The following is a 13,451-nucleotide window of genomic DNA, read 5'->3' on the forward strand; positions in this document are numbered from 1 at the left end:
TGGTGCCAACCTCCTGACTATTTTATCAACATCCTCTAAAGGTATAATAGACTTTGGTATTCGATTTAAGGAAGTAGGCACTTTATCTAAACATAGTAAACAAAAAGTTACCTAACCAGGCAAAGGGAAATGGGGAAGTTCAATGAAAGAGTATTGTAAATTTGAATCAGCCTTGGATATCTTAGTGGGAAAATGGAAATCAGTCATTCTGCTTCAGCTTATTTCGAACGGCACCATGAGATTCAGCGAACTTCAAAAAGCAATACCAGATATAAATAAAAAGATGCTTACTCAACAATTAAGAGAACTTGAGTATAACGATATCGTACATCGTGAGGTTTATAATCAAATCCCTCCGAAAGTAGAATACTCGATTTCGGATTACGGCAAAGGTTTAAATACGGTGTTACAGGCATTGAACGATTGGGGTGCGGCCCATATTGAGCACATGAATGCGCTATACGGAGTAGATCGTTCAGGGAATGAATCTGGGACCTTATCATAAGTGACGGCGAAAAATAATGTTGTGGAAAGTTGGAGCGTGTTGCAGAGGGATGTGGAGTCGTTCAAGGTCATTTCCGAAATTCAGGTGAAAAGTAGGTAGACTCTGGACAAACGATCTCTATAATGGAAATAAGAGACGTACATTGAGATGTCCGAGCATCTTTCCAAGATGAACGTAGATGATGGAATTTTTAAAGCTATGGAGGAAGCAGGGGATAAGCCTTAGTAAGTAATAATTCGGGGAGGCCAACCTGTGGGGAGAAATTTCGCAAATTTGAATATCAAGTCGAAAAACTTCGAAAGCGTTGTCCGGGCTTATTGAAGAGCCAGTGATGACGGCTGGATTTATCAATGATGAAATATTCGAGCTGTCGATTTTCGAGGAGGGAGACATTCAAGCCGAAAGAATCTTTTGTGAACCGTGGACGAGAAGTGAATACGGACTCCAAGAAGAGCGGGTTCATGATGATTTGAATTTCATTTTGAAAACACAAGAACTGTATAGGTATGGCTCCCCGCTTTAGATGGAAATTATAAAGAGTGGTAGCGAACCAGGAATGGCAGAGGACGCCTGGGATAATATGAAGCGAGGGGAAAAGGTGCTTTGAAAGCGAATCGGATGGAAGCATTCAGCGATGGCGTGTTGGCCATTATTATTACGATCATGGTGCTGGAATTCAAAGTGCCGGAAGGCCATGACTGGCATGCGCTAGTTGAACTTGGACCAAAAATTATTAGTTATATTTTCAGTTTCGTATATGTCGGCATCTACTGGAACAATCATCATCATCTGCTGCATATGGTTCGAACGATGAATGGACGGTTGATGTGGCTCAACTTGCTGCTCTTATTCTGGCTATCCCTTGTGCCGTTCACGACAGCTTGGATGGGGGAAAGCCATTTTGCACCTACTCCAACGGCGCTGTACGGGATTATACTATTGCTAGCAGCGTTCTCGTATTGGCTGCTTCAGCGCATGATTATGAACCAGCATTCCGGCGATTCCTCATTCGTGGGAGCGATGAGTAAAGATTGGAAGGGAAAACTGTCTCCTTTACTCTACTTGACTGCGGCCTTGACCGCCTATGTGAGTGTTTGGATATCCGGCTTCTTTTTCGTACTTGTTGCTGTGATCTGGTTCATGCCGGATAAGCGAATCGAGCACGCCTTGAGAAGCCACTAAGAAAAGCTCTTCGATTCTCGCATGCAGGCGGGCTTCGAAGAGCTTTTTTTGGTTTATAGAGCGGGCCACTATGGCTTTCTCCTTTTTGCTGCTTAGCATAGGTTTTCTAAAATCACGGTTTATTTCACAGGCCTATGCTTCAATAACATTGAAATATAGAAAGTTCTTTTTCAACAATAAGTTCTGTATGGGCCACACTGTAATTGGTACCTTCCATTGTTATTATTTCTTAAAGCTCCATGAGGCCCCCTTGTCGAGCCATTGAGTTTTATTTTTGGGAAAATAGGGAAATCTTATTATATCAAACATAAATCTCTTTAGGGTGTATTTTGTTAAATTAAATCCTATAGTATCTTGGAGTAATGATATGGCTGGTCTATGGTTTGCTTAGGGTGATCGTTGTGAGTGATTTGATGAAGATGGTAGGGAAAGGCATTCGGCACTTCCGAAAACTACGTGGGCTAAGCCAGGAGGAACTTGCAAGTAAGGCTGAGGTACACGAAACGTATATTCAACCTTTCGATGGTGGAGTTTTTTAGTTATATCCAGCCTGTTAGAGGGGAAGTGAGCGAGTCCACACTCGAAGAAATTGTGAACAGACTCCGAAACAGAAGTGAAAGCGAGCAAAAGAGGATATTGAAAGTCATTGACGCTATGTTGGACGATCAGTTGAATTGAACGGGAGAATCATCAGCACAATTAAATTTGGGTTAGGGACGGGCTTGTATATTAATCAAACTAAGCATCAAGTTGAAAAATAAAATGTGATGAGTAAGAAAGGAGCTGCTGCGGCATGCTCCTTTCTTATTTTTTTCCAATTACACTGTTTCATCTTCAAGCCCCGACCTGTACAGTTTTTGTACAGAATGGAATGATACAATTCGCAAGGGGGTGAGACCCCTCGGGTGCAGATGCTTTTTGGCATAAAGTTGTTACTCCTGAGTGAATGGAGGATGGGCGGTTTGGAATGGCGAAGCGGACGTAAAGTCTTGTGGATAGGCCTCAGTATATTGTTAAGCGCAGCTTTGGGGATCGGGGGGTGTTTGATCCAAGCCAAGGGGGATATTTCAACGAAACGTTTTATTACGATGAATATGACCAACCCGAATGGCACACTGGCTACCTATTTGCAGGAAGCCCCGTCGATCCATCCTGAATTGGCAGCAGGACGAGAGGCACTCTCCGAGTCCCTCGGGTTTTGGATGCAGGCGGCGCTGGACAGTCGTGACCTTGTTGCATTTGAGAAGAGTTATGACATATTAACCCGTTATTTTACAGCGGATGGCCATTATATTGTGTGGATACTAAATCCCGAGGGAGGGGCGGACGTTAGCACGAACGCGCTTGGCGACGATTTGCGGATTATCGGGGCTCTGCTCGAGGGTGCCCGGATATGGAAGGGCCACTCCGAATGGAAGACGACGGCCAGGGATCTCGCGGAAACCTTGTTAAGCCGGTCACAGAAAAACGGGTATCTGGTGGATTTCTTCGATTTCTACAGTCAGGATTTACCCGATACATTGAGTCTTGCTTATGTGGATCTCCCGGCACTAAAAGCGCTCCTGGAAGAAGGGCTACTGGATGTGGAAACGTACAATCGATATCATTCCCTTCTGCAGGAAATGCCGGATGACGGTGTGTTCTACCCCAAGTCCTTTAATGTAGTGACCGGGGAATATACATATGATGCAACTGCGAATTTAATTGATCAGCTGCTAGTCGCTTTGCATGCCGGGGAAACGGAAAGGGACCAAGAGCCGCTGCTGAAATTTCTGAAACAAGAGTTTAAGCGGACGGGGAAGGTAGCCGGACAGTATCGACGCGCCGATCGAACGGCCGTGGTGAATTACGAGTCTTCTTCGGTTTATGGGCTTGCGATTATGTTTGCTCTTCAAAGGGATGACAGGCCATTTGCAGCAAAGCTGTACAAACGCATGCAGACTTTCAAGGGAAAAGATGCCCGTTATCCCGGAGGGTATGTATTCGGAAAAAACACGCATATTTTTGATAACTTGCTTCCTTTATTAGGGGAATATGCTTTTGATCGAGGTGGACATGGAAAATAAAAGATTGATCCAGCGCATGGTCTGGGGGTACGTACTGCTGATCGGTATAGCGGTCCTGCAGGAGTTGTTGGTCTATATTAATGTTTTTAGAGACTCATCATTTACGCTGCTTGAACTGGGATTCAGCATCGGATGCCTTGCGGCTCTGCTGCTAGGTTTCTTGGTCCCTCCCGGGGTCTCGGTTGTTTGTATTTTCGTTTATATCGTTGCTTATTTTGTATGGCTTACAACGTATGCTGAGGTCGATGTGCTGTCCATCTCATGGCTCTGGCTGCTGCCAGCCAATGTGGCCGTGGCCACATTTATCAAATCCGGGCTGATTCGCAATAAACGGCTGATGGAGCGGCTGGATGAGATGCTGCAAAGGAATCCGGAAGTAGATTTTGCTACCTCGCTGGGTAATAAAGAAGCCTTTAAGGAAACGCTGGTCAAGCAGTCGAATCTGGCCAATCGTTATGCGGATGCGTATACCTTTTGTCTGGCCATGTTTAAAATTGAATTTCTGCCGATGGTGAGGGAATCCCTTGGTTCCCAAGGCTACGCTCAGCTGCTCGCTTCCTTATCGGAAGGGATACGGAATCATATTCGGTACGAGGATTACAAGTTCGGCCTTGACGAGGGGCGTTTTATCGTGCTGCTCCCCATGACGAACCAGGAGTATTTAAAAGCATTGTCGGACCGGATCAAGCACGCACTGATGGACATGCCGTTTCTGGACCGGAAAGGCGGGGAGCTGAAGCTGGTGATCCGTGCAGGAGCGCTGGTGTTTGCTAAGGAGCAGTTCAGTAAATATGAAGATGCGGATGCGGTCATTGCCGCACTCGAACGCAATACGGAGACCGATTTGATCGGAGAATATATATAAATCATTGCCAATTTATTTAGTTAGCGGCAGGAGGAGGAAGAGATGTCTTATACGGAATGGTTTGTCCCGCTATGCAAAATCGTCAGCCTGATGTTTACCCTTGCGGCGCTGGGTCTGTTTATTGCAACGATGGCCCTTCGAGTTCGTGTACAGCGAAAATACGACCGGAGGAAGATCCGTGGCTGACTTATTATTAATATTTTGTATTATTAGCATTTGGGCTGCCGTGTTCGAGTCGATCCTGATTATGGGGGGAGCCGTTCGGTTTATTTTCAGGCAGAGCCGCAGGGAATGGAACATTCCCGGGGTGGATGAGATGGAACATTTCCCCAAGGTAACCGTCATGGTGCCCGCGCACAATGAAGAATTGGTTATCGCGGCAACGGCGGAAAATATATTACGGCTGAATTACCCGAAGGATAAGGTGCAGCTCATTGTCATTGCCGACAATTGTAGTGATGATACCGCCCGGAAATTGAAAGCTTTAAAGAGCAAGGAGGCGTATCGCGACCGGGATTTTATGATCTTTGAACGCGCGGGAACGGGTGGCAAGTCTGGAGCGCTTAATGATGCGCTGGAGTATGCGAAGAACGAGTGGATTTGTATTTTTGACGCGGATGCGGCACCGGAGCGGAACGCATTGTACTTCTTGATCGAAAAAGCAATGGAAGACCCTGAAACCTATGGAGCGGTATTTGGACGGAATAAGGCCCGAAACCGCGGGCAGAATTTCCTCTCCCAATGCATTAATCTCGAGTTGGTTACCGCGCAGCGGATCTATCATACCGGATTGTGGGAGCTGTTTAAGCTGGGGACGATTCCGGGAACGAATTTTATTGTGAAAACGGAACTGATGCGCGAGATCGGCGGCTGGGATACGGAGGCCATTACGGAGGATACGGCGATCTCGTTCGAGATTATGACAAGAGGACAGTTGATCGCTCTGGCTCCCCAAGCGGAAGCTTATCAGCAGGAGCCGGAGCAGCTCAGTGTGTACTTGAAGCAGCGGGAACGATGGGCCAAGGGGAATTTTTCGGTCGTGATTGAGAACATCCATCATTTGTTTAATCGGTCAAGCTGGCGGATTAAGCTGCAAGTGCTGTATTATGCGGCGAGTTATTTTTGGTTTTTGCTATCCATTATCGTGTCGGATATCATCATCGTTGTCAACTTGGCTTACTGGGTGATTGCGCTGTTCAAGCCGGATGTGGTGTCACCGTTCCAGTTTACCGATGATGTATACGTCTATCTGATGGTGGCCTGGGGATTGATGTATTACCTATTTGTGCTGCAGATCAATCTGGCGCTGGCAACCGATGTCGGGCAGAGCACGGTCCAAAACTTTATTCTGTCCTGCCTATCGTATTTCACGTATGCCCAGCTATTTCTGCTGATTTCCCTGCGCGCGGTCTATTCTTTCGTCATAGACAAAGTGACAGGGAGAAAAGCCAAGTGGTACAAAACGCAGCGATTTGGATAAGGGAATCGTTCCGGGTTGGGAAGAGCATCAGCGAAGGTACCGTGGGATCGAGTCAGTGCTGTTGGACGTTCTAATCCTCCTTCCCTTTATTGATTTGTCCGTTCAGCTAATAAATCCATTGCTTTCAATCGGAGAAGCCATGTTTGTTCCATAATGTCTAACATTTCACGGCTTCTCGGGCGATTAGGGAATCGAGTGGCGTGCCAAGCTTCATAAGGCAATCCATACAAGGAAGAAATCAATTTGCGCTCGATCCCATCTAAAGGATAGATTTCTTCATACCCTTTTAACAACGATAGTATGAAATCGGGATGATATTGAGTCGTGTTCATGAGGGATTTGGCTACATCAACATAGATGGAGCCAACCTTCATGTGGTCCCAATCGTGATGAAAAGCTGGCCGTCATCAGAAATAATGACATTAGGCGAAGTAATATCGTTGTGTATCAAAGCGGTACGGGCCCGTTCCTTCTCCAAGAGGTCTACAATCTCCGGACTCCTTAAGTCGGTCCAGACCCGCTCCGAAAGTCGGATACAGGATTTTCCGTATTTTTTGTACCATTTGCGGTTCGGTTCATTCGTTTGTATTGCTTTTGCCATTCGCTTACGAAAGAGGCGGTCTTGGCTTTGCCATAGTTGGATTTGTTTAAAAGTGAAAGGCCCTTTAGCGTGAGGGAAATGACTGGATATTTGATGCAGGGTGGCAAGGGCCCGGTCAAGTTCTTCAAAATCTTCTTATTTTCCAATTTCCTTCCTTTTATCCATGGGGACATATAAAAGGACCTTCCTTGGTTTAAAGTCCATAACGTTCCGGAATTGCTCGTCAGCCACTTAGGCATATAGCTAAAGCCGCTATTTATCAAGAGTTGCATATAGTCTGCAGTTGTTTTTATTTGCTGAATTGTATTCGAACGGAGGAGTAAACTTCGAAAAAAGGGCTTTAGAGCATAGGTTCCACTTTCCGTTTGTACCTGGATGACAGCGTTTTTTCGGTAAAGGGACCCAATTGAGTCTGAACTCAACGGGATCAGGCCAAAGCGGCGGGTAATTTTGCGGATTTGGGTTTTAGTATAGGAATTTACCATGGCAACCTCGATTCATTCAAGATGAGAGAAAGTAGAATATCGAGAGTAGATCTATTCGCTAGGTTATTCATTGAGGGGGAAGTGTGTATGGTCTAACGCCATGAAAGTAATTAAAAACTTGCCGATACAGACAGCGCGGTGAACCTTACCATAAGTAAAGCAAGTTTTGATATAATGGGCCGGAGGAGGGGAAGGAACATGCACACAATGGAAAGCTTAATGAAGCAATTAGAGCAGCGGGGTATTGACAGCAAAGGGACGTTGTTGGTCCATTCTTCGATGAAGAGTATGGGACCGGTCGAGGGTGGTGCGGACACAGTTCTGGATGCATTGACAGCCTATATGAAAGATGGGCTGCTGGTGTTACCCACTCATACGTGGTCTTACATCAATGCGGATAATCCGAAATTTTACGTGGAACAGTCATCTTCCTGTGTCGGGATATTGCCCGAACTTTTTCGAAAACGGCCTGGCGTGGTGCGTTCGCTGCACCCTACTCATTCGGTGGCGGCATTAGGCCAAGATGCCATAGCGTTTACAAATGACGATCATCGTTTCGATACACCATGCGCTAGAGGTTCTGCCTGGGGGAAGCTGCTTGACCGAAGGACGACTATCTTGTTAGTTGGGGTCGATTTAAAGCGCAACACCTTTATTCATGGAGTCGAAGAGTGGGTGGACATACCGGGCAGGTTAACGGATGACCACGAGATGCTGTACACGGTGTTACCTGACGGAAGAGAAATTTCTGTACCTTCCCGCAGACATTGCGGGTTGTCGTGGTCAGAGCATTTTTGGAAAGTCGATGAGGTGCTTGAAGGTCAAGGTGCGATGCATAAAGGGCGGCTTGGCGATGCCGTTGTAAGAGTCTGTGATGCCGCTAAGGTGGCGAACATCATAACTGAAATGCTTAAGGACAATCCGGATTTGTTCTCGGATAATCGTCCCTTGTATCATTCAGTCAACAACGATTGATCGAAAAGACCGCAGGGATTGGGCGAGAATGGGTCAAGTGTAGGGTATAAGCATTTCATACATAAGTGCAAAAAGCGAAATGGGCTGGTTACCGCTAGCTCCTTTCGCTTTTTTTGCCGATAGGCCGGAACATAACTGGGCCATCCGTCGGTGAAGGAAATAAATGTGATGGGTGGGGGATGGCCCAAACAACAATACGGGTGACCGGATATACGCGAGGGAAGTTTTTACATTAGGTGGTAGGTGGGCATAATGGAACCATTGCTTATAACGGAAAGGAAGGAGTGGCATGTCTTTGGAATTGGATCACCCCTGCGTCATCTTGCCAGAAGAGCAAGCGCCCGAAGATATGCAGCATTGTGAACGCTGCGAATTGTGCAAACAGCGGAATCGTGTCATCTGGGGGGAAGGCAATCCGCAAGGCTCGCTGATGATGATTCTGGATAATCCGGGAGCCCGGGAAGACCGGGAGGGTAATCCGTTCTTGTGCGGGACCCGAGAAACCCTCCAACTCGGTATGAGGGAAGCGGGTATCGATATCCACTCGGTTTACGTCACCTATTTGTTGAAACGAAGGCCAACCCGTGCTTACGATAAGCCTGCAACCCGAGCAGCATGCCTGCCGCATCTGCAGGGGCAGCTCCTTCAGAAGAAGCCGCTTGTACTATTCGGATTTGGCAATGTCGTGGCTGAAGGATTGTTCCCGCAGAGGGAGAACGCCGCCGTCAAGGAGTTGCGAGGGAGCTGGCACGAGTTTGAGGGTATCCCGATCGGCTTCACCTATCACCCGCTGGCAGTAAGAAGAAGACCCAATTTGCTAAGGTTCTTTGTCGAGGATTTGAAAGGATTGAAGGAGAAGTGGGAGGAAAGAGCAGCGAGGGGAACATAAAGAGGAGCGAACGCACCCGGCGTTCACTCCTAATGCTGCAGCTTATCTCATCAATGTCTCCATAAAATGCTCTTGGAACCGCTTGGCGTCGACACCGATGCAGACGTTAACGTTCGGCCGGTCGGTACAACGCGGCCGCAGATCGGCAATGGTTCTGCCATAGGAGTGGATGCCTTCCAGATCCACCTGGAGCACCATCGGCTGAACTTCGACCAGGCTTGGGTCGATCGCGACAGCTACCGCCAGCGGATCATGCAGGGCACAGCCTGTCCGGTCGCCATAGGCTTCCCGGTAGCCTCCGATATAGTAGGAAGTCATGTCGGCCAAGAAACGGGTCAGGTCCGAATCCAGGTCTCTCCAGCGCTGAATATCCTTTAGACTGAGCTCGGTCTGCATGGTCACATCCAGTCCGACCAGCGTAATCGGAGCTCCGGATTGGAAGACGAGCTGGGCCGCTTCCGGGTCGGAGTATACATTCGCTTCCGCATGCATCCGGCGGTTACCCGCCACGCCCACGGCTCCGCCCATCACGATAATCTGACGGACCAACGACGATATCTCCGGCGCCTGCAGAATGGCCGCAGCCAGATTGGTCAACGGACCGACGCAGATCAGCGTTACCTGCTTCGGATATCGCCGGATCTGATCCACCATAAAGGCAGCCGCAGACGTTGAGACCGGCTTGCCTGCCGGATCGGGGAATGCCAGGTTGCCGAGTCCATTCTCGCCATGAAACTGGACGGGATACGACTTCATCGAGGGATGGAACAAGGGGGCGGCTTCCCCCATGGCGACAGGGATTCCGGCTGCACCAAGTCGATCCAGCACATGGAGCGTATTGCGAGTGGCGTACTCTACCGGAACGTTTCCGAAGCAGGTCGTTATTCCTAGGATATCGAGAGCCGAAGACCGGACAGCGTAGGCAATCGCCAACGCGTCGTCAACGCCCGTATCCACATCCAATACGATTCGATGCATCAATCATGTTCCTCCTTTCTCTGACGGTTATGACAGCACCGTTCGGATATAATGCTCCAGGAATGCCTCTTCACGGACCTGCATGCAGACAGTGGCATTGGTCCGTGATTGTGGACGTCTGAAGTCGACCAGCGTTGCGCCGGAAGATAGCTGTCCTTTTGTCTCAATATAGATGTAATAATCCTCCGTCTCCACAAGGGAAGCATCCTCAACGACAGCCAGTGCCAGCGGATCATGCATCAGCCGGTATCTGCCCTCGTTCAAACGGTCGCTTGCCTCAAAGCTGAAGGTGAATATATGCTGCATGAAAGCTTTTAACTCTGCCTGTTCATCCGTGAAGCCGCTCATAAGCTGTTGATAATGAGCCTCGCCGAACTTGGCCTTTCCGGTCACGTCCAGGCCCACCATCGTAATCGGAATCCCGGACTCGAACACCCGGTGCGCCGCTTCGGGATCGCCGTGAATGTTGGCTTCGGATACGGGCGTTATATTGCCCGGCACCTTGATGGCGCCTCCCATCAGCACAAGCTTGGCTTTCTGCGCGATCGACGGGTCCTTGGCGAGCGCCACCGCCAAATTGGTCAGCCTGCCGGTGAAGACCAGCGTAATGTCATGCGCCTGTTCCCGCACCTTCCGCACGATGAAATCGGATGCCCTCTCGTTCACCGGCGATTGGCGCGCCTCCGGCAGTTCATATCCGGCCAGGCCGTTTACTCCATGAATGGCGGTTACGTTCTCCCGGCGAGGGCGAAATAAAGGGGCATCCGCTCCCATGGCAACGGGAATTTCGTACCGGGGCTGCGCCAATTCCAGCACCCGGAGCGTATTCTTCGTCGCCTGCTTCACGTCCACATTGCCGAATACCGTTGTAATGCCTTCTATATGCAGCTTATTGGACTTTACGGCAAAGATGAGCGCCAGGGCATCATCCACGCCGGTATCCACATCCAAGAGGATGTGTTTAACCTGCTCTTGCTCCATATCGTTGTCACTCCCTTGTTCCCTCACTTATGCTTGGCAAGCTCGTCCGCAAGCTCCGGTATCGCCAGGATGTTATGGCCGATATCCAGGGAGTGGCTGAGCCTGCTGATATGCGGCTGCTTCAGCATCGCCTGCTCCAGCACATCCAGATTCCAGAAGATGGCCCGCTTATCATCATCCGCAATGACCTGACGGTTCGCCATGACGATAACCCGCTCGAAGTTGTTCACGACAAATTCCATATCATGCGTGATGGTGATGATGGTTTTTCCTTCCTGGTTTAAAGCCTCGATCAGATGGGCGAGCCGCGCCATGGCCGGAAGATCCTGACCTGCCGTCGGCTCATCCAGAATGATGACGCTGGAATCCATCGCAATGACGGAGGCAATGGTTACGAATTTACGCATGGAATAGGGCAAATTGTACGGATTGTCCTTAAGAAACGGAACGACGCCTGCCAGCTCCGCCGCTTTCATGACATTCGCTTTGACCTGTTCCTCCGGAAGGCCGAGCTTGCGGGGGCCGAATTCAATCTCGCTGTACACATCGTTATGAAAGATCTGGTCGTCCGGGTTCTGGAACACATAGCCGACCTTCCGCGATATTTGCGCGGTGGTATAATCCCGCGTATTCCAGCCGTCAATGACGACATCCCCCTCGGAAGGCTTGAGCAGCCCGTTCATCATCTTGACGGTGGTCGTTTTACCTGCCCCGTTCTGGCCGACAATGGCAACGGATTCCCCCTTTTGAAAGGACATGTTGACGCCATCCACCGCTTTGTAGCCGTTCGGATAGGCATAGGAAACATTCGTCAAAGTCAGAAAGCTCATGCGTTAACCCCCTTCTTCATCCATGTCTTCACGGCCTCGAGGGCTTCTTTTTCCGTTAAGGGTATGCTCCCGAGATCCATCCCCCGTTTGCGCATGTCCAGGCCGAACAGCGAATATTGGGGAAGCGCGGCTCCGAATGCCAGGGCACGCTCATCGGTAAGAATCTCCTGCGAGCTGCCTTGCATAGCTACTTCACCCTCGCTCAGCAGGATGACATCGTCGGCATATTCGGCAATCAGCTCAATTTTATGTTCGACGAGTATGATGGTTTTCCCCTTTTTCTTCATCAGCTCGATAATCTTGAACACTTCTTCCGTTCCCTTCGGATCAAGCTGCGAGGTCGGCTCGTCAATGACCAGCACATCCGGCTCCATGACGATGATGGAGGCGAGCGCAACCCGCTGCTTCTGGCCGCCGGAGAGCTCGAACGGGTTTTTGTCCCGCAAATAATCGATCTCCAGCATGTTGATGACCTGATCCACCTTCTCCCGGATAAGTGCGGGCTCCATGCCCAGATTTTCAAGGCCAAATGCAATCTCTTCAAACACGTTATCCTTCACGCCGCTGATCTGTGTAAAAGGATTCTGGAACACATAGCCGATTTTTTGGGAGAGCTCGCCCATTTCCCATTCGCGGATATCCTTGCCTTCGATCAGCACCTCGCCGTGCAGATCTCCCTTATAGAAGTGGGGGATAAACCCGCGAATGACGTTGCACAGGGTCGTTTTTCCGCCTCCGTTGGCCCCGATCAGCGCATATAGCTTGCCTCTTTCGATCGTTATATTTACGTTCTTGAGTGCATTGGACTCACTGATCGGATATTGGTAGGATAGATTCTTGATCGTAATGATACTCATAGCACAACTCTCCAGACGATTAAGATAGCAAGCAGTACGACCAGCAGAATTTGAACCAGCCGGTCATGCTTTGTTTTCTCCAGTTTGTAGATGCTGCTTTTTTTGACATTGGCCGAGAAGGCTCTAGATTCCAGCGTCAGTACCCGTTCTTCCGTGCTTGCCACGGATCCGAGAATTAGCGGACTAAGGGTCGGCAGGAAGGCCTTCATGCGGACAAGCAGCTTGCCTTCGGTTTCAACGCCTCTTGTTTTTTGGGCATCCATGATGACGTGAGTCAGTTTTTTCATCTCCGGAATGAGCTGTAAGGTGGACAAGATGACATAGGTTACTTTGGATGGCAGGCCGATCTGTTCCAGGGAATGGACCAAATCCTTGACCTTGGTGATGCGGAAGAACAGAATGAAGGCCGATGCCACCGCCACGATTTTGGATGTTAGGAACAGGGCGAACTCAAGTCCTTCCCGCTTGATGGAGAAGATGCTCCAGCTCCACAGAATGTCGTTGCCTGGATAGAAGAAGCTCTGCAGAATAAAGATGAACACAACTATCATCAGCAGAGCCTTGATCGCCAGATTGGAAAACTCCTTAAAGCTGCCGGCAAAGTAGGCCAGCAGCATGCAAATCGGTAGAACGGCGTAGCTGAACCCGTAGCCGGGCACGATAAATGCGGCCAAACATAAAGCGATGGTAACCATAAACTTGGTTGTTGGATAAAGACGGCTCAACAAGGACCGTTCGTTATTCACAAGAACCCCTC

At 49.1% G+C, this 13,451-nt stretch carries 16 protein-coding genes; 9 read left to right on the plus strand and 7 right to left on the minus strand.

The features are described from left to right. Nucleotides 1-142 precede the first annotated feature (142 nt). From J7E85_RS12480 to J7E85_RS12505, 7 genes are all read left to right on the plus strand, one after another. Entirely contained in the window at nucleotides 143-505 is a 363-nt protein-coding gene (locus J7E85_RS12480) for a winged helix-turn-helix transcriptional regulator (RefSeq protein WP_215158209.1), read from the plus strand. Between the two features lie 603 nt (nucleotides 506-1,108). Beyond that, nucleotides 1,109-1,687 (plus strand): TMEM175 family protein, encoded by a 579-nt coding sequence (locus tag J7E85_RS12485; RefSeq protein WP_215158211.1) that lies wholly within the window; start codon nucleotides 1,109-1,111, stop codon nucleotides 1,685-1,687. 419 nt (nucleotides 1,688-2,106) lie between these two features. Further along, nucleotides 2,107-2,226, plus strand: coding sequence for a helix-turn-helix domain-containing protein (locus tag J7E85_RS34830; protein WP_353049493.1), 120 nt, complete (start codon nucleotides 2,107-2,109; stop codon nucleotides 2,224-2,226). A gap of 414 nt (nucleotides 2,227-2,640) precedes the next feature. Further along, nucleotides 2,641-3,753 carry a glycosyl hydrolase gene (locus J7E85_RS12490; protein WP_251035669.1) on the plus strand — a complete coding sequence of 371 codons (1,113 nt, stop codon included), beginning with the start codon at nucleotides 2,641-2,643 and terminating at the stop codon, nucleotides 3,751-3,753. Beyond that, nucleotides 3,743-4,618: a GGDEF domain-containing protein gene (locus J7E85_RS12495; protein ID WP_215158263.1), complete on the plus strand. Its 876-nt coding sequence runs from the start codon at nucleotides 3,743-3,745 to the stop codon at nucleotides 4,616-4,618. The genes J7E85_RS12490 and J7E85_RS12495 overlap by 11 nt, the downstream gene beginning before the upstream one ends. Nucleotides 4,619-4,660: 42 nt before the next feature. Continuing rightward, nucleotides 4,661-4,804 (plus strand): hypothetical protein, encoded by a 144-nt coding sequence (locus J7E85_RS12500; RefSeq protein WP_179090659.1) that lies wholly within the window; start codon nucleotides 4,661-4,663, stop codon nucleotides 4,802-4,804. After that, the gene (locus tag J7E85_RS12505) at nucleotides 4,797-6,098 is read left to right on the plus strand and encodes a glycosyltransferase family 2 protein (protein ID WP_215158215.1); all 1,302 of its coding nucleotides are present in this window, start codon (nucleotides 4,797-4,799) and stop codon (nucleotides 6,096-6,098) included. The genes J7E85_RS12500 and J7E85_RS12505 overlap by 8 nt, the downstream gene beginning before the upstream one ends. 86 nt (nucleotides 6,099-6,184) lie before the next feature. Here the strand turns inward: J7E85_RS12505 and J7E85_RS34025 are convergent, their stop codons facing one another. Both J7E85_RS34025 and J7E85_RS34030 read right to left on the minus strand, forming a co-directional pair. Beyond that, complete coding sequence (locus J7E85_RS34025; RefSeq protein ID WP_251035672.1) at nucleotides 6,185-6,430, minus strand: hypothetical protein; 246 nt, start codon at nucleotides 6,428-6,430, stop codon at nucleotides 6,185-6,187. Nucleotides 6,431-6,468: 38 nt separating this feature from the next. Next, nucleotides 6,469-6,699 (minus strand): hypothetical protein, encoded by a 231-nt coding sequence (locus J7E85_RS34030; protein WP_353049491.1) that lies wholly within the window; start codon nucleotides 6,697-6,699, stop codon nucleotides 6,469-6,471. Nucleotides 6,700-7,382: 683 nt separating this feature from the next. Between J7E85_RS34030 and J7E85_RS12515 the strand changes: the two genes are divergently transcribed. Further along, complete coding sequence (locus J7E85_RS12515; protein ID WP_215158217.1) at nucleotides 7,383-8,159, plus strand: AAC(3) family N-acetyltransferase; 777 nt, start codon at nucleotides 7,383-7,385, stop codon at nucleotides 8,157-8,159. A gap of 289 nt (nucleotides 8,160-8,448) precedes the next feature. Beyond that, the gene (locus J7E85_RS12520; protein ID WP_215158220.1) at nucleotides 8,449-9,048 is read left to right on the plus strand and encodes a uracil-DNA glycosylase; all 600 of its coding nucleotides are present in this window, start codon (nucleotides 8,449-8,451) and stop codon (nucleotides 9,046-9,048) included. Between the two features lie 42 nt (nucleotides 9,049-9,090). On the opposite strand, the gene J7E85_RS12525 is transcribed toward J7E85_RS12520, so the two are convergent. Genes J7E85_RS12525 through J7E85_RS12545 form a run of 5 tightly spaced genes read right to left on the minus strand, consistent with a single transcriptional unit; the run spans nucleotide 9,091 to nucleotide 13,440 of the window. Further along, nucleotides 9,091-10,026 carry a nucleoside hydrolase gene (locus J7E85_RS12525; RefSeq protein WP_215158221.1) on the minus strand — a complete coding sequence of 312 codons (936 nt, stop codon included), beginning with the start codon at nucleotides 10,024-10,026 and terminating at the stop codon, nucleotides 9,091-9,093. Between the two features lie 27 nt (nucleotides 10,027-10,053). Continuing rightward, a complete protein-coding gene (locus J7E85_RS12530) occupies nucleotides 10,054-11,007 on the minus strand; it encodes a nucleoside hydrolase (protein ID WP_215158223.1) in 954 nt (317 codons plus the stop codon). 23 nt (nucleotides 11,008-11,030) lie between these two features. Continuing rightward, nucleotides 11,031-11,837, minus strand: coding sequence for an energy-coupling factor ABC transporter ATP-binding protein (locus J7E85_RS12535; RefSeq protein WP_215158225.1), 807 nt, complete (start codon nucleotides 11,835-11,837; stop codon nucleotides 11,031-11,033). After that, nucleotides 11,834-12,694: an energy-coupling factor ABC transporter ATP-binding protein gene (locus J7E85_RS12540; RefSeq protein WP_215158227.1), complete on the minus strand. Its 861-nt coding sequence runs from the start codon at nucleotides 12,692-12,694 to the stop codon at nucleotides 11,834-11,836. The genes J7E85_RS12535 and J7E85_RS12540 overlap by 4 nt, the downstream gene beginning before the upstream one ends. After that, the gene (locus tag J7E85_RS12545) at nucleotides 12,691-13,440 is read right to left on the minus strand and encodes an energy-coupling factor transporter transmembrane component T (RefSeq protein WP_215158229.1); all 750 of its coding nucleotides are present in this window, start codon (nucleotides 13,438-13,440) and stop codon (nucleotides 12,691-12,693) included. Before J7E85_RS12545 ends, J7E85_RS12540 begins: the two co-directional genes overlap by 4 nt. Nucleotides 13,441-13,451 lie beyond the last annotated feature (11 nt).

It is taken from the genome of Paenibacillus sp. ISL-20 (assembly GCF_018613005.1).
Lineage (GTDB): Bacteria > Bacillota > Bacilli > Paenibacillales > Paenibacillaceae > Paenibacillus_AQ.